The following is a 20,400-nucleotide window of genomic DNA, read 5'->3' as shown; positions in this document are numbered from 1 at the left end:
ATATTTTCCCGTACGCGGCGGCATACGCCGCCGTTCAGGACCGCCCGGCGCCGGCCCGGCATGGCGACGTCCGTCGCCACGCGCACGCACCGGCCCATTGGAGTGACGAGAGTCATGGATACGTCCAGCATCAACGCCCAGAGCATCTTCGACGACAACGCGGCCACGCTGAAACTGAGCTGGCTGACGGGGCATGAAGGCTGGGAGCGCGGCTTTTCAGCCGACACCGTCGGCAATGCAACCTCGAGCGCCGACCTCGTCGGTCACCTGAACCTGATCCACCCGAACCGGATCCAGGTGCTCGGCGAAGCCGAAATCGACTACTACCAGCGGCAGACCGACGAAGACCGCTCGCGCCACATGGCCGAGCTGATCGCGCTCGAACCGCCGTTCCTCGTCGTCGCCGGCGGCGCCGCGGCGCCCCCCGAACTCGTGCTGCGCTGCACGCGCTCGTCGACCCCGCTGTTCACGACGCCGATGTCGGCCGCCGCGGTGATCGACAGCCTGCGGCTCTACATGTCGCGCATCCTCGCGCCGCGCGCGACGCTACACGGCGTGTTCATCGACATCCTCGGAATGGGCGTGCTGCTGACCGGCGATTCGGGCCTCGGCAAGAGCGAGCTCGGCCTCGAGCTGATCAGCCGCGGTCACGGCCTCGTCGCCGACGACGCGGTCGATTTCGTCCGACTTGGCCCCGATTTCGTCGAAGGGCGCTGCCCACCGCTGCTGCAGAACCTGCTCGAAGTGCGCGGCCTCGGCCTGCTCGACATCAAGACGATCTTCGGCGAAACCGCCGTGCGGCGGAAAATGAAGCTGAAACTGATCGTCCAGCTCGTGCGGCGCCCCGACGGCGAATTCCAGCGCCTGCCGCTCGAAAGCCAGACCGTCGACGTGCTCGGCTTGCCGATCAGCAAGGTCACGATCCAGGTTGCGGCCGGCCGCAACCTCGCGGTGCTCGTCGAGGCGGCCGTCCGGAACACGATCCTGCAGTTGCGCGGAATCGACACATTGCGTGATTTCATGGATCGGCAACGACTCGCGATGCAAGATCCCGACAGTCAGTTCCCCGGCAAACTGGTGTAACCCTCACGCGCCGGCCACGCAACGCCGACGCGTCGAGCCGGTGCTATGATGAAACGTCAGGATTCTCTGCTTCCCATGCGCATCGTCCTCATCACCGGCATCTCCGGCTCAGGCAAGTCCGTCGCGCTGAACGCGCTCGAAGACGCAGGCTATTACTGCGTCGACAACCTGCCGCCGCACGTGCTCCCCGAACTCGCCCGCTACCTCGCCGAGCATGGGCAGCACCGGCTCGCGGTCGCGATCGACGCACGCTCGAGCGCGTCGCTCGACGAAATGCCCGGCCTGATCCACGATCTGTCGCGCGAGCACGACGTGCGCGTGCTGTTCCTCAACGCGAGCACCCAGGCGCTGATCCAGCGCTTCTCCGAGACGCGCCGCCGCCATCCGCTGTCCGGCTCGCTGTCGCACGATGCGGACGTCGGCCTGCTGTCGTCGCTCGAGGAAGCGATCGAGCGCGAGCGCCACCTCGTCGCGCCGCTCGCCGAATTCGGCCACCAGATCGACACGAGCACGCTGCGCGCGAATGCGCTGCGTACGTGGGTCAAGCGCTTCATCGAGCAGAAGAGCAACGACCTGATGGTGATGTTCGAGTCGTTCGGCTTCAAGCGCGGCGTGCCGCTCGACGCCGACCTGATGTTCGACGTGCGCGCGCTGCCGAATCCGTACTACGACCACGAGTTGCGCCCGCTCACCGGGCTCGACCAACCGGTCATCGCCTTTCTCGACGCACAGCCGATCGTCCACCAGATGATCGACGACATCCATGCGTTCCTGATGAAATGGCTGCCGCACTTCCGCGATGACAACCGCAGCTACCTGACCGTCGCCATCGGCTGCACGGGCGGGCAGCATCGGTCGGTGTTCATCGCGGAAACGCTCGCCGCGCGCCTTGCGCACGAGGCGAACGTGATCGTGCGGCATCGTGATGCGCCAGTGGATGTCGACGCGTCGTCGCGGCTCGTCTCCGAGGTCGACCGACCCTAGCGACGCCCGTCCCTTCACCCGCGCGCCATGTCCTCCCTATCGACCACCCTGATCGACCTGCCGCTGTTTCCGCTGCACACAGTGCTGTTTCCGGGGGGGCTGCTCCCGCTCAAGGTGTTCGAGGCACGCTATCTCGACATGTCCCGCGCGTGCCTGCGCGACAACGCACCGTTCGGCGTGTGCCTGCTGAAGAGCGGGCCGGAAGTCGCGCAGGACGGCGCGGTGTCGGTGCCCGAAACCATCGGCTGCATGGCGCGCATCACCGAGTGCGATACCGGTGAATTCGGCATGCTGTACCTGCAGGCGGTCGGCACACAGCGTTTCGAGCTACTGTCTCATCGCGTCGAAAGCAACGGGCTGCTGGTCGGCATTGCGGAGCCGCTACCCGACGACATCCCGCTCGAAGGCGAGCAGGCGCTCGCACAGTTCGGCTCGTGCGCCGAGGTGCTCGAGCGCATCATCAACGCACTGAAGAAGTCCGATCCGGAGAAAATGCCGTTCGGTGAACCGTTCCGCCTCGACGATCCGACCTGGGTATCGAACCGTCTCGCGGAACTGCTGCCGCTCGACCTGCGCGCGCGGCAGAAGCTGATGGAGTTTCCGGACGTCGGCGCGCGCATCGACGCCGTGCACCACGTGCTCGACCGGCACGGCTGGCTGTAAGCGCCTCCGGGCCGGTCGCTTCGCGCCACGCGTCCCGAGAGACGCGGCCCGGCGCTCACTCGAGCGCCCCCCGAACCTGCCGCGTCGCGCGAGCCCCTGCGCCGACGGAATCATTCCCCGTGGGGACGCCCTTCGCAGCGGAAACCCGGGGCGGCCCGGTGTTTTCGTGATAGCGCGAACCGCCGCTCTCGTCTCGTTAAAGCAGCGGCCCGCTCAGTGCATCGAGCAGCTTGCGCACCGGCGCCGGCACCCCGTACGCATCGAGCCGGCTGAGCGGCACCCACGCGGTGTCCGCATCCCGCGCGTGCGACGGCAGGCCGTCACCGTCGGCCATGTCGCTCAACCGCGGCTCGATCTCGAGCCGGAAATGCGTGAACGTATGCGTCAGCGGCGCGAGCGGTACCGTGCCACCGCCGCCGAAGCCGCGGGCGAGTGCCGCGAGCGCGACGTCGCCGTCCGCTTGCGGCAGGCTCCACAGCCCGCCCCAGATGCCGGTCGGCGGCCGCCGCTCGAGCAGCACGGCGTCGCCGTCGCGCAGCACGAGCATCCAGGTCTTGCGCGTCGGCACGGCCTTCTTCGGCCGCGCGGCCGGCAGTTCGCGCTGGCGGCCTGTCGATTGCGCGACGCAGTCGCCCGCGAACGGGCAGCGCGTGCAATCGGGCTTGCCACGCATGCACAGCGTCGCGCCGAGATCCATCAGCCCCTGCGTATACGCGCTCACGTCGGCCGCGTTCGCGGCGTCCGGCAACAGCGATTCGGCGAGCGCCCACATGTCGTTCTCGACGCGCTTCTCGCCCGGGAAGCCCTCGACGCCGAATACCCGCGCAAGCACGCGCTTCACGTTGCCGTCGAGAATCGTTGCGCGCGCGCCGTACGCAAACGACGCGATCGCCGCGGCCGTCGAACGGCCGATGCCCGGCAGTTCGGCCAGCGCGTCGGGCGTCGCCGGAAACGCACCGCCGTGCTCGGCGACGACGACCTGCGCGCAGCGGTGCAGGTTGCGCGCGCGCGAGTAGTAGCCGAGCCCCGCCCAGAGCGCCATCACGTCGTCGGTCGGCGCGGCCGCGAGCGCGGCGACGTCGGGGTAACGTTCAAGAAAGCGCGTGTAATACGGGATGACGGTCGATACCTGCGTCTGCTGCAGCATGATTTCCGACAGCCAGATCCGGTACGGATCACGGGTGTTCTGCCACGGCAGGTCGTGGCGGCCATGCTCGCGCTGCCACGCGACCAGGCGCGAGGCGAACGTGCGATGCAGCGGCGTGACGGGGAACGGTGCGGGGGCGATGCGGGGCGGCTTCAAGTTATGTGATCGTGGAAAAAGGTTTCAACGCTGGCAGGTCGGGCAGAAATAGGTCGACCGCTGACCTTGCACGATCTGGCGGATCGGCGTGCCGCATACGCGGCATGGCTGGCCCGCACGGTCGTAGACGAAGCAGTCGAGCTGGAAATAGCCGCTTTCGCCGTTGCTGCCGACAAAATCGCGCAATGTGCTGCCGCCGCGCTCGATCGCGTCGGCAAGCGTCGCGCGCACTGCGTCGGCGAGCCGCTCGTAGCGCGGCAGCGACACCTTGCCGGCGGCCGTCGTCGGCCGGATGCCGGCGCGAAACAGGCTCTCCGACGCATAGATGTTGCCGACGCCGACGACCATGTCGCCCGCGAGCAGCGCCTGCTTGACCGACACGGTACGGCCGCGCGTGCGCGCGTGCAGGAGCGCCCCGGTAAACGCCGGCGAGAACGGCTCGACGCCGAGGCTCGCGAGGAGCGGATGCGCATGGACGTCACCTGCTTCGCGCGGGTGCCACAGCACCGCACCGAAGCGGCGCGGATCACGGAACCGCAGCACGAATTCGTCGAAGATCCAGTCGATGTGGTCATGCTTCGCGGCGACCGGCACGCCCGCCGCGGGCAGCACGCGCAGCGTGCCCGTCATGCCGAGATGGACGATGAACCAGCCCGCGTCGACCTCGAACAGCAGGTACTTGCCGCGACGCTCGACGGCGAGCACCTCACGTGCGCGCAACTGCTCGGCGAGTCCGGCCGGCACGGGCCAGCGCAGCATCTCGGTACGGACGTCGACACGCTCGACGCGGCGACCCGCGACAAAGGGCTCGATGCCCCGGCGCGTGACTTCGACTTCTGGCAACTCTGGCATGTTTTGCGGGTCTGAGACTGGATTCACGATCGTGCGTGTATTGTAGCGAGCGCGTTACAATCGGTTGAAACATCGAACGGATTTCCATGACCCTGCCCTCGAAGCTGCTTCTGAAGCGCCCCGCCGCCGTGCGCGGCGCGCGCGCCTTCCCGGTCCGCCGTGCACTCGGCGCCGCGCTGTTTGCCGCCTGGACCCTCACCGCCTTCCCGGCTCACGCACAGGATCCGGCATCGGACGACGCGGAGTCGCAGGGTGCGTTCGAGCATGTGATGCCGGACGAGCAGAAGAATCTCCCCGGCGTCCCGCTGACGAGCCAGATCGTCTACCAGGTGCTCGCCGCCGAGGTCGCGCTGCAGCGTAACCAGCCCGCACCGGCCTACCAGACCTACCTCGCGCTCGCCCGCGACACGCGCGATCCGCGCATGGCGCAGCGCGCGACCGAAATTGCGCTGGGCGCGCAGAGCCCGGCCGATGCGCTGTCCGCCGCGAACCTGTGGCGCCAGTACGCACCGGATTCGAATCGCGCATCGCAGGTCGACGCCGCGCTGCTGGTGCTGGCCGGCAAGCCGGCCGACGCGCAGCCGATGCTCGCGCGCGAGCTGGCCCGGGCGACCGGCGAGACGCGCGGCCCGGCGATCCTCGCGCTGCAGGCGTTGCTGGTGCGCGGCCCCGACCGCGTCGGCGGCCTCGCGGTGCTGAAGGACATGCTGAAGAACGACCTGAACCGGCCCGAAGCCCAGCTCGCGATCGCGCGCCAGCAGCTCGCGGTCGACGACAAGGACGGCGCCGCGCAGTCGCTGAAGCAGGCGCTGCAGATCCGCCCCGACTACCTGCCGGCGGCCCTGATGCTGTCGCAGATGGGGCCCGCGGAACGCGCGGCGGGCATCGTGTCGTTCGAGAAGTATGTTCAGCAGAATCCGAAGTCGCGCGATGCGCGGCTCGCGCTGTCACAGCTCTATCTCGCCGACGATCGCCTCGACGACGCGCAGAAGCAGTTCGAGACGATGCGCAAGCTCGACTCGAAGGATCCGACGCCGCTGATGGCACTCGCGCTGATCAAGATCCAGCAGAAGAAGCTCGACGACGCGACCGTCTACCTGAAGCAGTACGTACAGCTCGGCGACAAGCAGCCGAACCTCGACGTCGGCCAGGGCTACATCTACCTCGCGCAGATCGCGATCGACCAGAACAACGATGCGCAGGCGTCGCAATGGCTCGACAAGGTCGACCAGACGAGCCAGCACTACCTCCCCGCGCAGATCACGCGCGCGCAACTGCTGCAGAAACAGGGCAAGACCGACGAGGCGCGCAAGGTGCTCGACGACCTGCCGATCACGGATCCGCGCGATGCGGCCGTGGTCGCACGCACCGACGCATCGATCCTGTTCACCGCGAAGCGCTATCCGGAAGCCGAGGCACGGCTCGGGCAGGCGGTCCAGGACTTCCCGGACGATCCCGACCTGCGCTACGACTACGCGATGGCGGCCGAAAAGACCGGCCACTACACGACGATGGAAAAGCAGCTGCGCGAGCTGATCCGCACGCAGCCCGATAATCCGCAGGCGTACAACGCGCTCGGCTATTCGCTCGCCGACCGCAACCAGCGGCTGCCCGAAGCCAGCAAGCTGATCGACAAGGCGATGACGCTCGCGCCGAACGACGCCTACATCATGGACAGCCTCGGTTGGGTGAAGTACCGGATGGGCGATACGGCCGGCGCGGCGAAGGTGCTGCGGCGCGCGTACGAACTGCAGCCGAACGCCGAGATCGGCGCGCATCTCGGCGAAGTGCTGTGGAAGAGCGGCGCGCAGGACGACGCACGTTCCGCGTGGCGTGACGCACAGAAGCTCGAGCCGGACAACGACACGCTCGTGCAAACGCTGAAACGCTTCCAGATCAACGGTCTCTGATGCAGATGTTCCCGACGTTTTTCCGGTCCTTCCGCGTGCAGCGCACGCTGGCAGCAGTCGGCGCGGCGCTCGCGCTCGCCGGTTGCGCGAGCACACCGCCGTCGGCCAGCGCGCCGACCGGCGCAGCGCTGCAGACCGCCGCAACACATGCTTACCATGGCCGTTTCGCGGTGCAGTACGACGACCGCCTCGGCAAGCAGCAGAACGTGTACGGCAACTTCGACTGGCAGGAGCACGGCGACGACGTGTCGCTCGAACTTCGCAGCCCGCTCGGCCAGACGCTCGCCGTCGTGAAGTCGACGCCGCAGGCGGCATCGCTCGAATTGCCGAACCGTCCGACGCAATATGCGCCGGACGTCGGCGACCTGATGCAGAAAACACTCGGCTTCGAACTGCCGCTCGCGGGCCTGCGCTACTGGCTGCTGCCGACAGCCGCGCCCGCAACGCCCGCGGAGACGGTGCGCGATCCGGCTGACGGCACGCGCGTCAAGCAGATCCGCCAGGACGGCTGGACGATCGACTACCTTGCCTACGCGGATGCCCCGGCCACGGGCGTCAAACGCGTCAACCTCGTGCGCGCGACACCGCCGCTCGACATCAAGCTCGTGCTCGATCAGTGAGCACCCGCCTAGCCCAGACATACGCATGACCGATTCGACCCGCTCGCTGCGCAACTGCCTTGCGCCCGCGAAACTCAACCTGTTCCTGCACATCACCGGCCGCCGTGAGAACGGCTATCACGATCTGCAGAGCGTGTTCCAGTTGCTGAACTGGGGCGACACGCTGCACTTCACGCTACGCGACGACGGTCGCGTCGCACGTGTCACCGACGTGCCCGGCGTACCCGAGGAAAGCGACCTCGTCGTGCGCGCGGCCAACCTGCTGAAAGCGCACACGGGCACCGCGCACGGTGTCGACATCGAGATCGACAAGTGCCTGCCGATGGGGGCCGGCCTCGGCGGCGGCAGCTCCGACGCGGCGACGACGCTGCTCGCGCTGAACCGCCTGTGGCAACTCGACCTGCCGCGCGCGGAGCTTCAGTCGCTCGCGGTAAAACTCGGCGCGGACGTTCCGTTTTTTATTTTTGGAAAAAATGCATTCGCGGAGGGTATCGGAGAGGAATTAGCTGAGGTACAATTGCCGACTCGCTGGTTCTTGGTTGTAACGCCTCGCGTTCACGTCCCAACCGCTGAAATATTTTCAGATAAGTTGTTGACAAGAGATTCGAAGCGCGTCACAATTACGGACTTTCTTGCACAGCAAAGCAGCGATGCGGGATGGCCAGATAGTTTCGGTCGGAACGATATGCAGCAAGTTGTGACAAGTAAGTACGCGGAAGTTGCGCAGGTGGTCAAATGGTTGTATGATGTGACCCCCGCGAGGATGACCGGCTCCGGAGCAAGCGTGTTTGCAGCGTTTCGCAGCAAGCATGAGGCAGAAGCGGCGCAAGCCAAGCTGCCCACCGGTTGGAACGGTGCAGTTGCCGAGAGCCTGAACGAGCATCCGCTCTTCGCTTTCGCGTCATGAGGTTTTACTTTGCCGGATGGCCTACACAAGTCCGGTGAAGTTATCAGTTAAGTGTAGGGGAGTCGCCAAGTTGGTCAAGGCACCGGATTTTGATTCCGGCATGCGAGGGTTCGAGTCCTTCCTCCCCTGCCAAAAATTTTCCCGCATTTCCCGCCTAAGCCCGAAGCAGGTGCACGATGAGCAGCCATGACGGCCTGATGGTTTTTACTGGCAACGCGAATCCCGCGCTCGCCCAGGAAGTCGTCAATATTCTTGGAATTCCCCTCGGCAAAGCAATGGTCAGCCGTTTCTCCGACGGCGAGATCCAGGTCGAGATCCAGGAAAACGTGCGTGGCAAGGACGTCTTCGTCCTGCAATCCACGTGCGCACCGGCGAACGACAACCTGATGGAACTGATGATCATGGTCGATGCGCTCAAGCGCGCGTCTGCCGGCCGGATCACTGCAGCCATCCCCTACTTCGGTTACGCCCGTCAGGATCGCCGCCCGCGTTCGGCGCGCGTCGCGATCTCGGCGAAGGTCGTCGCGAACATGCTGGAAATCGCGGGCGTCGAGCGGATCATCACGATGGATCTGCACGCCGACCAGATTCAAGGCTTCTTCGACATCCCGGTCGACAACATCTACGCAACGCCGATCCTGCTGGGTGACCTGCGCAAGCAGAACTACCCGGATCTGCTCGTCGTGTCCCCGGACGTCGGCGGCGTGGTGCGTGCCCGGGCACTCGCGAAGCAGCTCAACTGCGATCTCGCGATCATCGACAAGCGTCGCCCGAAGGCGAACGTCTCCGAAGTGATGAACATCATCGGTGAAGTCGAAGGCCGCACCTGCGTGATCATGGACGACATGGTCGATACGGCAGGCACGCTCTGCAAGGCCGCACAAGTACTGAAAGAGCGCGGCGCAAAGCAGGTATTCGCGTACGCGACGCACCCGGTGCTGTCGGGTGGCGCAGCTGATCGTATCGCCGCATCGGCGCTCGACGAGCTGGTTGTCACCGACACGATCCCGCTGTCCGCCGAATCGCTCGGCTGCTCGAAGATCCGTTCGCTGACGAGCGCGAGCCTGCTGGCCGAAACGTTCTCGCGGATCCGCCGCGGCGACTCGGTGATGTCGCTGTTCGCGGAATCCTGATCGCGAATCGACTGAACAAAGCATGCGCGGAAAGCGAAGCGGCAACGCTTCGCTTTTTGCACAATCGGACGGGATAGACGAAACCCCGTCCGTTTCATCGGGGGCCGCAGTTTGACGGCCCCGTTTTACTGCCTGGTCGCGGGCAGCTATTGGAGAATCACATGAAAGTCGTCGCTTTCGAGCGCCAAGAGCAAGGTACGGGTGCGAGCCGCCGCCTGCGCAACGCTGGTAAGACCACGGGTATCGTTTACGGTGGCGAAGCAGCCCCGCAAAAGATCGAACTCGATCACAACGCCCTGTGGCACGCCCTGAAGAAGGAAGCTTTCCACTCGTCGATCCTCGACCTCGAAGTGGCTGGCCAGTCGCAACAGGTTCTGCTGCGCGACGTGCAATACCACCCGTTCAAGCAACTGGTGCTGCACGTGGACTTCCAACGCGTTGACGCGAAGAAGAAGCTGCACACGAAGGCACCGCTGCACTTCCTGAACGCTGAAATCAGCCCGGCCGTGAAGCTGTCGAGCGCGATCGTTTCGCACGTCGCGACGGAAATCGAAATCGAGTGCCTGCCGGCTGACCTGCCGGAGTTCCTCGAAGTCGACCTGTCGAAGATCGAAGCCGGTCAGTCGCTGCATGCGAAGGACATCACGCTGCCGAAGGGCGTCGCGCTGGTCGCGCACATCGACGCGGAAAACCCGGTCGTCGCATCGGCGACGGTTCCGGCCGGTGCCGTGTCGGACGCAGCAGAAGGCGAAACGCCGGCTGCCTGAGCGGGCTGCCCACGCGCCCCATCGATCCGTTTCACGAAACGGTCGACGCAACCCGCCGCGGCTTGCCCGGCGGGTTTTTCTTTTTCTGCGCCCAGGCGGCAGTTGCCGCCTTCGAAACGTCATGATCAAACTGATCGTCGGCCTCGGCAATCCCGGGGCGGAATACACCGCGACGCGCCACAACGCCGGCTTCTGGCTGATCGACCAGCTCGCCCGCGAAGCGGGCACGACGCTGCGCGACGAACGCCGCTTCCACGGCTTCTACGCGAAAGCGCGCCTGCACGGCGAGGAAGTCCACCTGCTCGAGCCGCAAACCTACATGAACCGCTCCGGTCAGTCGGTCGTCGCGCTCGCGCAGTTCTTCAAGATCCTGCCCGACCAGATCCTCGTCGCGCACGACGAGCTCGACCTGCCGCCCGGCACCGTGAAGCTGAAGCTCGGCGGCGGCAGCGGCGGCCACAACGGCCTGAAGGACATCACCGCGCACCTGTCGTCGCAGCAGTACTGGCGGCTGCGGATCGGCATCGGCCATCCGCGCGACCTGATTCCGGAAAGCGCGCGCGCGGGCGCGAAGCCCGATGTCGCGAACTTCGTGCTGAAGCCGCCGCGCCGTGAGGAACAGGACGTGATCGACGCGTCGATCGAACGCGCGCTCGCCGTGATGCCGATGGTCGTCAAGGGCGAGCTCGACCGCGCGACCATGCAGCTGCATCGCAACTGACCGCATCGCACCGCTGCGGTGCATCGAGCCGTCCGGCTTGCCGCAGGGCGGCCTTACCCGCCCCACCCTGCGCGCACATGCGGTAATCTGGTCGCTTTGCCCGACAGGAGCCAAGCGGTGAGCCGTTACTGGAGCGACGTCGTTCAGCAACTCGTGCCTTACGTGCCGGGCGAACAGCCCGCACTCGCACACCCCGTCAAGCTGAACACCAACGAGAATCCCTATCCGCCGTCGCCGCGCGTCGTCGCGGCGATCGCGCGCGAACTCGGCGAGACCGGCGACACGCTGCGCCGCTATCCCGACCCGGTTGCGCGCGCACTGCGCGAGACGGTCGCAGCCCATCACCGCATCAAGCCCGAGCAGGTGTTCGTCGGCAACGGCTCCGACGAGGTACTCGCTCACACGTTCCATGCGCTGCTCAAGCACGACCGGCCGCTGCGCTTCCCCGACATCACGTACAGCTTCTATCCGACCTATGCACGCCTGTACGGCGTCCAGACGTCGATCGTGCCGCTCGCGGACGACTTCTCGATCCGCGTCGAAGACTATCTCGACGACGCCGGCGGCGTACTGTTTCCGAATCCGAACGCGCCGACCGGGCGCGCACTGCCGCTCGCCGACGTCGAGCGGATCGCGGCCGCGAATCCGTCGTCGGTCGTCGTGGTCGACGAAGCCTATGTCGATTTTGGCGCGCAGTCCGCGATTACGCTGATCGACCGCTACCCGAACCTGCTCGTCGTACACACGACGTCGAAGGCGCGCTCGCTCGCGGGCATGCGCGTCGGCTTCGCGTTCGGCGATGCGGCGCTGATCGACGCGCTGAAACGCGTGAAGGACAGTTTCAACTCGTACCCGCTCGACCGGCTCGCGCAGGTCGCCGCGCAGGCCGCGTACGAAGACACCGATTATTTCACCGCAACCTGCCGGCGCGTGATCGACAGCCGGACGCGTCTCACGCATGCGCTCGACGCGCTCGGCTTCGACATCGTGCCGTCGGCCGCGAATTTCGTGTTCGCGCGCCATCCCGCGCACGACGCGGGTGCGATTGCGGCAAAGCTGAAGGAACGGGAAATTTTCGTGCGGCACTTCGGGCTGCCGCGGATCGACCAGCACCTGCGCATCACCGTCGGCACGGACGCCGAATGCGATGCGCTCGTCGCGGCGTTGCGCGAGCTGCTGGCCTGAAACGAAAGAACCGGCGCCAGGCGGCGCCGATCCGGACGCGCAACGTGCGCACCGAAGCACTCGAGCGCGCGCGTCACCGCTGGGTCACGACGCGTCGTCGCGCTTCCCGGCGGTCAATGCGTGATACTTCTCCATCAACTGCGCGTGCGATTCGTCATGCTGCGGATCGCGCGGAATGCATTCGACCGGACACACCTGCTGGCACTGCGGTTCGTCGAAATGGCCGACGCACTCGGTGCACTTGCTCGGGTCGATCACGTAGATGTCCGGGCCCATCGAAATCGCGCCGTTCGGGCACTCGGGCTCGCACACGTCGCAATTGATGCACTCGTCGGTAATCATCAAAGCCATACTGATCTCACTTCTTCAGGCCGGCGGCCGGCTTCTCGACGAAACCGGCCGGCGCCGCGTCACGCGGCAGGGCCTCCGATCGCGGCGACTTTCTCGGTCAGCCACTTCTCGACGGACGGGAACACGAACTTGCTGACATCGCCGCCCAGCTGCGCGATTTCGCGCACGATCGTCCCCGAGATGAACTGGTACTGGTCGGACGGCGTCATGAACATCGTCTCGACGTCGGGCAGCAGGTAGCGGTTCATCCCCGCCATCTGGAACTCATATTCGAAATCGGACACGGCGCGCAGGCCGCGCACGATCACGCGCGCATTGTTGGTGCGGACGAAATCCTTCAGGAGGCCGGTGAAACTCATCACCTTCACATTCGGATAATGGCCGAGCACCTCGTTCGCAATCGTCAGACGTTCTTCCAGCGAGAAGAACGGCTTTTTCGCGCGGCTGTCGGCAACACCGACCACCAGCGTATCAAAAATGCTCGACGCACGCCGCACGAGGTCTTCGTGCCCGCGCGTCAGCGGATCGAACGTACCGGGATACACGGCGACTACCATGTCGCTCCTCCTGTCATCACGCAAACGGGATGGCAGCCGTGCGATGCGCACGCCGCCGCCGAGATGGGCATGCGTCGCCTTTGCGGCGCGCCGCCTCGTATGGAACGCGCATTATTCATCATTTTCGCGCCGCAGCAAATGATAGTGAACCGCACCTGCCTTGCCGTGCTTCACGACCTCCCAGCCTGCGAGCGCGTCGTGCGCGGCCGGATCGAGCTCCGCCCCCGTTTCGACGTACAGCGCGCCGCCTGCCGCGACGAGCGGCGCCGACAGCGTGATCGCGCGCTCGAGCGCAGCGGAATCGCCGAACGGCGGATCGAGAAACACGACGTCGAACGCGCCCGGCGTGAGCCCGGCCGCGAGCCGCAGCGCATCGGCTTCGGCGACTTCGACCGCACGCGCGCCGAGCTTGTCCTTGATCGCACGCAATTGCTGCGCGGCGCGCGGATGGCGCTCGACCATCACGACGCTCGCCGCGCCGCGCGACGCGGCCTCGAAGCCGAGCGCGCCGGTACCCGCGAACAGGTCGAGGCAGCGCCGGCCCTCGAGATCCTGGCCGAGCCAGTTGAACAGCGTCTCGCGCACGCGATCGGGCGTCGGCCGCAGGCCGTCGAGATCGAGCACCGCGAGCGGCGTGCGTTTCCAGTCACCGCCGATGATGCGGATCGTGTGCGGCTTGCCGCGGCCAGAAGGGGCCGCCGGGCGGCCGGGAGAGGAACGGGACATACGGAATATCGACGACGGAGGGACCGGGCGCGCGCGAGGGCGCACCGCTAAACAGGCGCACGTTACCACAGCGGCGGCGCGCACTGACGCGAGCGCCACGCCGCACTGATAAAATGCACGGTTTCGGCCGCCGTGCGCCGCGCCCGCGCGAACGCAGGACGGCCCGTCCGGTGCCCCGCCGCTGGCGGCGGCCCGCCCTCTTCCCGACGTCAGACCATGTTCAGCTTCTTCAAACGATTCAAGAAAACGCAGGAGCCCGATCCGGCGGAATCGCGATCGGCCGACGCGCAGCAAACGGACGAGCCGTCCGATGCGCCCGCGGTCGAGGCCCCGCCTGCGGCCGACCAGCCGCAGGCGCCCGCGCAACCGGCCGCGCCGGCCGTCGTGGTGACGGTCACGCCGACCAACGACGGACGCGACGAAGTCGTCGAGACGGTCGAAATCGTCCCGCCGCCGCTGCAGGACGCCACCGCGAAGAAATCGTGGCTCGCGCGCCTGAAAACGGGGCTCGCCAAGACGGGTTCGAGCATCACCGGCGTGTTCGTCAACACGAAGATCGACGAGGATCTGTACGAGGAGCTCGAAACCGCGCTGCTGATGTCCGACGCGGGCGTCGACGCGACCGAGTACCTGCTCGGCGCGCTACGCGAAAAGGTGCGCACGGGCCGCCTGACCGACCCGCAGCAGGTGAAATCCGCGCTGCACGACCTGCTCGTCGAGCTGCTGACGCCGCTCGAGAAATCGCTGATGCTCGGCCGCGCACAGCCGCTCGTGATGATGATCACCGGCGTGAACGGTGCGGGCAAGACGACCAGCATCGGCAAGCTCGCGAAGCACCTGCAGAGCTTCGACCAGTCGGTGCTGCTGGCCGCGGGCGACACGTTCCGCGCGGCCGCGCGCGAACAGTTGGCGGTCTGGGGCGAGCGCAACAACGTGACGGTCGTGCAGCAGGAAAGCGGCGATCCGGCCGCGGTGATCTTCGACGCGGTCAGCGCCGCGCGCGCGCGCAAGATCGACGTGATGATGGCCGACACGGCCGGCCGCCTGCCGACGCAGCTCCACCTGATGGAAGAGCTGAAGAAGGTGAAGCGCGTGATCTCGAAGGCGCATGACGGCGCGCCGCACGAAGTGCTGCTGGTGATCGATGCGAACACCGGCCAGAACGCGCTCACCCAGGTCAAGGCATTCGACGACGCGCTCGGCCTCACCGGCCTCATCGTCACGAAGCTCGACGGCACCGCGAAGGGCGGGATTCTCGCCGCGATCGCGCGGCAGCGCCCGGTGCCGGTCTACTTCATCGGCGTCGGCGAGAAGGTCGAGGATCTGCAGCCGTTCAGCGCGGTCGAATTCGCGGACGCGCTGCTCGGCTGAACTTCGCCGGCACGCATCGCACAGGGCGCCTTCGGGCGCCCTTTTTCATGCGCACCCGGTCATGCATGGCCCGGGCGCGCCGCGCTCATTCGGCGTCGGGCTGCACGCCAGGCTCGGCGGCCTTGAACGCATCGAGCGTCGACGCATGGTCGACGATCCGCTGGATCGTCGGATAGCGCGTCGTGTCGATCGAGAAGCGGTTCGCGTTGAACACCTGCGGCACGAGGCACACGTCGGCAAGCGTCGGCGTGTCGCCGAAGCACAGCTTGCCGGTGCGTGGATCGCTCGCGAGACGCGTCTCGAGCGTTTCGAAGCCCGCCTCGATCCAGTGCCGGTACCACGCGTTCTTCGCCTCCTCGGGCACCTTCAGCGTGTGCTTCAGGTACTTCAGCACGCGCAGGTTATTGAGCGGATGGATTTCGCACGCGATCTGCAGCGCGACCGCACGCACATACGCGCGATCGACCGGCTGCTTCGGCAGCAGCGCCGGTTCCGGATGGGTTTCCTCGAGATATTCGATGATCGCGAGCGACTGCTGCAGCGTCGCGTCGCCGTCGATCAGCGTCGGCACGACCGCATCCGGATTCAGCGCGCGGTACGCGTCCTTCAGTTGCTCGCCGCCGTCGCGCAGCATGTGCACCGGGACATAGTCGAACGGCAGCTGCTTCAGGTTCAGGGCGATTCGCACGCGGTACGACGCGGAACTGCGGAAATAGCTGTAAAGCTTCATGGGATGTCTCTCGTAGTCGTATTCGGCCGGCGACGGCACGGGCGCGGCGCAGCCGGCGCGCACCGCCGGGAACCAGAGTGTAGCGCGCCGCGCCGTGCGGCCTCGCTTGCGACGGCCGCACCCGTGCGATACTCGGGGCATTCCTCACCGCTCACAGCGCGGCCCGATGCCGGCCCGCCCGCCCCACGCCCCGATGACCGCTTCCCACGATCCCGCCGCCGTTCCATTCCCTTGCGCCCGCTTCATCAAGGAAATCGGCCGCGGCCCGAACGGCGCGCGCGCACTGTCCGCCGAGGACACGTTCGAGCTCTATCGTGCGATGCTCGACGCGCGTGTGTCGGACGTCGAACTCGGCGCGATCCTGATCGCCTATCGGCTGAAGGGCGAATCCGCCGACGAACTGGCCGCGATGCTCGCTGCCGCGCAGGCGTCGTTCGAGCCGGTGCACGTGCAGGACGCCGCGTTCCGCCCCGTGTCGATCCCGAGCTACAACGGCGCGCGCAAGCAGCCGAACCTCGTGCCGCTGCTCGCGCTGCTGCTCGCGCGCGAAGGCGTGCCGGTGCTCGTGCATGGCGTCGAGCAGGATCCGGGCCGCGTGACGAGCGCCGAGATCTTCTCGGCGCTGTCACTCGCGCCGTCGACGTCGCACGATGCAATCGAGGACACGCTTGCCGAGCGCCGCGTCGCGTTCGCGTCGATCGAGGTGCTGGCGCCGCGCATTGCACGCCTGCTGTCGATGCGCAGCGTGCTCGGCGTGCGCAACTCGACGCACACGCTCGTGAAGATCCTGCAGCCGTTCGCGCCGGCCGGCCTGCGGCTCGTCAACTACACCCACCCGCCGTACCGCGACAGCCTGGCTCAATTGTTCCGCGACCATCCGGACGCCGCGCTCGGCGGCGCGCTGCTGGCACGCGGCACCGAGGGCGAAGCCGTTGCCGATACGCGGCGCCAGGTGCAGGTCGACTGGCTGCACGACGGCGTTTGCGACACGCTGATCGAGGCCGAGCGCTCGTCGACCGATGCGCCCCCCGTCGCCCTGCCCGAATCGCGCGATGCGGCCACGACGGCCGCGTGGACGGACGCCGTGTTGCGCGGCGAAGTCCCGGCGCCCGACACGGTCACCCGGCAGGTCGCGACGATCGTGCAGATCGCCCGCATCGCGCGCTGACGGCACGCTCGCGAACCGGCTCCGCTTGCAGGGCATTTGACACGGGGGCGCATACTGGCATAGAGTTGCCGTCATGCGTTCCTATCCGAACACCCTCCGAATTACCTCCGGCCGCCTAGCGCGGCTGCTATCGCTACGACTAGCCTAAGGCTTTCGTAGCGCCGTGTGCTGTCCGCACGGTCCCTCCCAGCAGTTCCTCGCAGTACCCCTCTCGTAGTTTTTACAACCCGAAGTCGTCAGCATTCGTCCGTCTATCCGTCGGCCGACTCGCGAAGATCATCCGCATCCGCAGCGCGTTCACGTGCCGCGGAGCGAGGCAGCGCCAACCGTCGCCCATGCCGCCCGTCTTCGCTCGCGACTTGAGACCCGAGGTCCAGAAGATGCAGCGCAATCCGCAAGACAAGTACCGTCCGTTCGAGCCCGTCCGCCTCAATGGCCGCAAATGGCCGTCGCGCACCATCGAGCGCGCGCCCGTCTGGATGAGCACCGACCTGCGCGACGGCAACCAGTCGCTGATCGAGCCGATGAGCATCGAGCAGAAGCTCGAGTTCTTCGAGATGCTGGTTGCGATCGGGTTCAAGGAGATCGAAGTCGGTTTTCCGTCGGCGTCGCAGACCGACTTCGATTTCGTCCGCAAGCTGATCGACGACAAGCGGATTCCCGACGACGTGACGATCGAAGTGCTCGTGCAGGCGCGCGAAGACCTGATCGCCCGCACGTTCGACGCGCTCGAAGGCGTGCCGCGCGCGATCGTGCACCTGTACAACGCGGTCTGCCCGTCGTTCCGCCGCATCGTGTTCGGGATGTCGAAAGCCGATGTGAAGGCGCTCGCGATCGACGGCACGCGCATCATCAAGGAACACGCCGCCGCGCGCCCCGACACGCAGTGGACCTTCCAGTACTCGCCGGAAACCTTCAGCATGACCGAGTTGACGTTCGCGCGCGAGATCTGCGACGCGGTCGCGCAGACCTGGCGGCCGACCCGCGATCACAAGATGATCGTCAACCTGCCGGCCACCGTCGAAGCCGCGAGCCCGAACGTGTTCGCCGACCAGATCGAGTGGATGGACCGCAACCTCGCGTATCGCGACAGCATCGTGCTGTCCGTGCATCCGCACAACGATCGCGGTACCGCGGTCGCAGCGGCCGAGCTTGCACTGCTCGCGGGCGCCGACCGCATCGAGGGCTGCCTGTTCGGCAATGGCGAACGCACCGGCAACGTCGATCTCGTCACGCTCGCGCTGAGTCTCTACACGCAGGGTATCGATCCGGGCCTCGATTTCTCCGACATCGACGCGGTGCGCCGGGTCGTCGAACGCTGCAACCAGATTCCCGTGCATCCGCGCCATCCGTACGCGGGCGACCTCGTGTTCACCGCGTTCTCGGGCTCGCACCAGGACGCGATCCGCAAGGGCTTCGCGCAGCAGCGCCCCGACGCGGCCTGGGAAGTGCCGTACCTGCCGATCGACCCGGCCGACCTCGGCCGCAGCTATGACGCGGTGATCCGCGTGAACAGCCAGTCCGGCAAAGGCGGCGCGACGTTCCTGCTCGAACGCGGGATGGGCTTCACGCCGACGCGCCGCGTGCAGATCGAATTCAGCCACGCGGTGCAGACGCTCGCCGACACGTCCGGCGAGGAAGTGACGGGCGACGCGATCTGTGCGCTGTTCGCGCGCGAATTCTTCGACACCGACGGGCCGGCCGCGCGCCACGGCAACGGCGCGCGCTGGCAGAACCGCGAGATCGCGACGGCGCCCGCGGCGGATACACCGCCCGACGATGCCGTGCGACAGTTGGCCGCGGCATTCGCGGCGGCCGCCGGCGCGGCGATCGACATCGCGTCGTGCGAACACGCGCGCACGACGGATGGGCGGATCGCGGTATCGGTCGGCTGCCGGGTCGGCAATGCGCCGCTGCGGCACGGCGTCGGCCTGCACGCGGATGCGGCGAGCGCCGCGCTCGATGCAGTCGTCAGCGCGATCAACCGCTCGGCCTGGCACTGCGCGGATCACCGCGCGGCGGCCTGAGCGCCGGGTTCCGTTTCAGGGTTCAACCGTCAGCGAGCGGGGCGTGACCGCCCGTGCGCCGCGCGATCCGCGCCGCACGAGGCAGCAAAAAGCGGCCCAGAAGGCCGCTTCGGTCGGGACATGGAAACGAGCGCCACGCGCGCTCATGTCTCGGTCGCGCACCGCGTCGCCTGCCACGCGAACAGGCTCCAGCGGCCCTGTTCGTGGGTGTGGACGGAGGTATAGGCAATCGGGAAGACCAGGCCGCCGTTGTTCGTTTCCATCTCGATCAACGCGCGGCCGGTGACGATGCAGGTTTCATCGCCGACGGGCAGCACGTCCTGCGACTGGATTTCGATCTGGCGATAGCGGCGGCGGCCGGCGACGATGGCGTCGATGAACTGCTGCTTGGTTTCGCGTTTGCCGTTGGTGTGCACGAAGAACACCTTGTCCGACAAAAGCGCGTCGAGCGCCTCGCCGTCCCCGTCCACCATCGCCCGGAACCGATCGCGCTCGAGCGCGCGGATCGCATCGACCACCTTCGCCATCGCCTGACTCCTCGGCAACGCGCACGCCGTGCGCGGGCATGCGGATCAGAAGTTGTACTGCAAGTAGAACTGGTGGAAATTTATACCAGGATTCGGCTCTTTGATACCCGCGTTAGACACATGTTCAAAACGGTAGCCGACCTGATACTGTTGCCGTTGGCCGAACTGCACGCCCACCCCCGCCGTCGGCGCGAACTGGAACGCGGTCCCCATCGAGAAATGATCCGAGATCGTCGGGTGCGTCAGCAGCCTGACGCCGCCGCCGGCCTCGATGAACGGGCGAATCTCCCCGGCGCTCTTGATGAAGCGGAACATCGGCGTCACGCCGAATTCGCCAATGCTGCCGTGGACGTTGCCGCCCGTGTGCCAGTAGCCGGCGTGTCCTTCCACGACGAACGCGAAGTGCCAGCCGCCGATTTCCCACCAGTTCCAGCCCGGATCCCACACCACGCCGAGATCGGCCTTGTCGACACCGTGGCGATCCGAAAAACCGCCGCCCGCCTGAATCCCCCATCGATCCGCGCATGCCGCGCCTGATCCGCCGAGAAGGGACGCCGCCAGCATCGCGTGCAGCGCAAGCCGGCTGCGGGGCCAGCGATTCTTCTTATTGTTCATCTGACACTCCAACTTTGTGGGTTGAATGGAGCCTGCCGCTCTGGCCGGCTCAAGCGAACTGAATGGTATGGTAAAGGACTTTCCGGATCGGCATCACAAAGCGAAATGGCTTCCTTCCAAAACGACAAAAATTGAAATCGTCTACTGATAACCATCAGAAACAACGGCTTACGGAACTTCGCTTCGCCGCCTCGGTCGCA

The 20,400-nt window shown here is 66.5% G+C and carries 21 protein-coding genes and 1 tRNA gene; 14 read left to right on the top strand and 8 right to left on the bottom strand.

Going from position 1 to position 20,400, the window contains the following annotated elements; translation table 11 throughout:
- The first annotated feature begins 114 nt into the window (after positions 1–114).
- From hprK to LGN17_RS33020, 3 genes are all read left to right on the top strand, one after another.
- On the top strand, positions 115–1,083 hold the full coding sequence (gene hprK / locus LGN17_RS33030; RefSeq protein WP_011353227.1) for an HPr(Ser) kinase/phosphatase: 969 nt from the start codon (positions 115–117) through the stop codon (positions 1,081–1,083).
- A 75-nt stretch (positions 1,084–1,158) separates the two neighbouring features.
- On the top strand, positions 1,159–2,067 hold the full coding sequence (gene rapZ / locus LGN17_RS33025) for an RNase adapter RapZ (protein WP_226201052.1): 909 nt from the start codon (positions 1,159–1,161) through the stop codon (positions 2,065–2,067).
- Between the two features lie 27 nt (positions 2,068–2,094).
- A complete protein-coding gene (locus LGN17_RS33020; protein ID WP_226201051.1) occupies positions 2,095–2,730 on the top strand; it encodes an LON peptidase substrate-binding domain-containing protein in 636 nt (211 codons plus the stop codon).
- Between the two features lie 196 nt (positions 2,731–2,926).
- Here the strand turns inward: LGN17_RS33020 and mutY are convergent, their stop codons facing one another.
- Together mutY and mutM are read right to left on the bottom strand one after the other, a co-directional pair.
- On the bottom strand, positions 2,927–4,033 hold the full coding sequence (gene mutY, locus LGN17_RS33015; protein ID WP_226201050.1) for an A/G-specific adenine glycosylase: 1,107 nt from the start codon (positions 4,031–4,033) through the stop codon (positions 2,927–2,929).
- Positions 4,034–4,057: 24 nt separating this feature from the next.
- Positions 4,058–4,885 carry a bifunctional DNA-formamidopyrimidine glycosylase/DNA-(apurinic or apyrimidinic site) lyase gene (gene mutM, locus LGN17_RS33010; RefSeq protein WP_034189270.1) on the bottom strand — a complete coding sequence of 276 codons (828 nt, stop codon included), beginning with the start codon at positions 4,883–4,885 and terminating at the stop codon, positions 4,058–4,060.
- Between the two features lie 86 nt (positions 4,886–4,971).
- On the opposite strand from mutM, the gene LGN17_RS33005 reads away from it, so the two are divergent.
- From LGN17_RS33005 to hisC, 8 genes are all read left to right on the top strand, one after another.
- Positions 4,972–6,795 (top strand): tetratricopeptide repeat protein, encoded by a 1,824-nt coding sequence (locus LGN17_RS33005; protein WP_226201049.1) that lies wholly within the window; start codon positions 4,972–4,974, stop codon positions 6,793–6,795.
- Entirely contained in the window at positions 6,795–7,415 is a 621-nt protein-coding gene (lolB, locus tag LGN17_RS33000; RefSeq protein WP_226201048.1) for a lipoprotein insertase outer membrane protein LolB, read from the top strand. Before LGN17_RS33005 ends, lolB begins: the two co-directional genes overlap by 1 nt.
- Before the next feature lie 25 nt (positions 7,416–7,440).
- Entirely contained in the window at positions 7,441–8,322 is an 882-nt protein-coding gene (gene ispE, locus LGN17_RS32995; protein ID WP_175970675.1) for a 4-(cytidine 5'-diphospho)-2-C-methyl-D-erythritol kinase, read from the top strand.
- A 55-nt stretch (positions 8,323–8,377) separates the two neighbouring features.
- Positions 8,378–8,454 (top strand) — tRNA-Gln (locus LGN17_RS32990).
- 44 nt (positions 8,455–8,498) lie between these two features.
- Positions 8,499–9,455: a ribose-phosphate pyrophosphokinase gene (locus LGN17_RS32985; RefSeq protein WP_069248896.1), complete on the top strand. Its 957-nt coding sequence runs from the start codon at positions 8,499–8,501 to the stop codon at positions 9,453–9,455.
- A gap of 161 nt (positions 9,456–9,616) precedes the next feature.
- A complete protein-coding gene (locus tag LGN17_RS32980; RefSeq protein WP_085042200.1) occupies positions 9,617–10,222 on the top strand; it encodes a 50S ribosomal protein L25/general stress protein Ctc in 606 nt (201 codons plus the stop codon).
- Between the two features lie 121 nt (positions 10,223–10,343).
- Positions 10,344–10,943: an aminoacyl-tRNA hydrolase gene (gene pth, locus LGN17_RS32975; protein ID WP_006477776.1), complete on the top strand. Its 600-nt coding sequence runs from the start codon at positions 10,344–10,346 to the stop codon at positions 10,941–10,943.
- A gap of 117 nt (positions 10,944–11,060) precedes the next feature.
- A complete protein-coding gene (gene hisC / locus LGN17_RS32970; RefSeq protein WP_226201047.1) occupies positions 11,061–12,128 on the top strand; it encodes a histidinol-phosphate transaminase in 1,068 nt (355 codons plus the stop codon).
- Positions 12,129–12,212: 84 nt separating this feature from the next.
- Here the strand turns inward: hisC and LGN17_RS32965 are convergent, their stop codons facing one another.
- The 3 genes from LGN17_RS32965 to rsmD all read right to left on the bottom strand — a co-directional run bounded on the left by LGN17_RS32965 (position 12,213) and on the right by rsmD (position 13,762).
- Positions 12,213–12,479 carry a YfhL family 4Fe-4S dicluster ferredoxin gene (locus LGN17_RS32965; RefSeq protein WP_175970678.1) on the bottom strand — a complete coding sequence of 89 codons (267 nt, stop codon included), beginning with the start codon at positions 12,477–12,479 and terminating at the stop codon, positions 12,213–12,215.
- Between the two features lie 59 nt (positions 12,480–12,538).
- Positions 12,539–13,036 carry a pantetheine-phosphate adenylyltransferase gene (gene coaD, locus LGN17_RS32960; RefSeq protein WP_039346084.1) on the bottom strand — a complete coding sequence of 166 codons (498 nt, stop codon included), beginning with the start codon at positions 13,034–13,036 and terminating at the stop codon, positions 12,539–12,541.
- Between the two features lie 111 nt (positions 13,037–13,147).
- A complete protein-coding gene (gene rsmD / locus LGN17_RS32955) occupies positions 13,148–13,762 on the bottom strand; it encodes a 16S rRNA (guanine(966)-N(2))-methyltransferase RsmD (protein ID WP_175951487.1) in 615 nt (204 codons plus the stop codon).
- A 216-nt stretch (positions 13,763–13,978) separates the two neighbouring features.
- On the opposite strand from rsmD, the gene ftsY reads away from it, so the two are divergent.
- Complete coding sequence (gene ftsY / locus LGN17_RS32950; protein ID WP_226201046.1) at positions 13,979–15,133, top strand: signal recognition particle-docking protein FtsY; 1,155 nt, start codon at positions 13,979–13,981, stop codon at positions 15,131–15,133.
- Positions 15,134–15,218: 85 nt separating this feature from the next.
- Here the strand turns inward: ftsY and maiA are convergent, their stop codons facing one another.
- Positions 15,219–15,863, bottom strand: a complete 645-nt coding sequence (gene maiA / locus LGN17_RS32945; RefSeq protein ID WP_226201045.1) for a maleylacetoacetate isomerase — start codon at positions 15,861–15,863, stop codon at positions 15,219–15,221.
- Between the two features lie 193 nt (positions 15,864–16,056).
- Here maiA and ybiB point away from each other — a divergent pair, with 193 nt between their 5' ends.
- Entirely contained in the window at positions 16,057–17,031 is a 975-nt protein-coding gene (gene ybiB, locus LGN17_RS32940) for a DNA-binding protein YbiB (RefSeq protein WP_226201044.1), read from the top strand.
- Between the two features lie 380 nt (positions 17,032–17,411).
- The gene (leuA, locus tag LGN17_RS32935) at positions 17,412–19,058 is read left to right on the top strand and encodes a 2-isopropylmalate synthase (protein WP_226201043.1); all 1,647 of its coding nucleotides are present in this window, start codon (positions 17,412–17,414) and stop codon (positions 19,056–19,058) included.
- A 143-nt stretch (positions 19,059–19,201) separates the two neighbouring features.
- Here the strand turns inward: leuA and LGN17_RS32930 are convergent, their stop codons facing one another.
- A complete protein-coding gene (locus LGN17_RS32930) occupies positions 19,202–19,585 on the bottom strand; it encodes a nuclear transport factor 2 family protein (protein WP_011353245.1) in 384 nt (127 codons plus the stop codon).
- A gap of 45 nt (positions 19,586–19,630) precedes the next feature.
- The gene (locus LGN17_RS32925; RefSeq protein WP_175970813.1) at positions 19,631–20,200 is read right to left on the bottom strand and encodes an acyloxyacyl hydrolase; all 570 of its coding nucleotides are present in this window, start codon (positions 20,198–20,200) and stop codon (positions 19,631–19,633) included.
- Positions 20,201–20,400: the final 200 nt, after the last annotated feature.

The sequence above is a fragment of the Burkholderia sp. AU30280 genome, from assembly GCF_020420125.1.
Lineage (GTDB): Bacteria > Pseudomonadota > Gammaproteobacteria > Burkholderiales > Burkholderiaceae > Burkholderia.
Note: the sequence above shows the minus strand (reverse complement) of the source record. Positions and strands in the feature narration are given on the sequence as shown.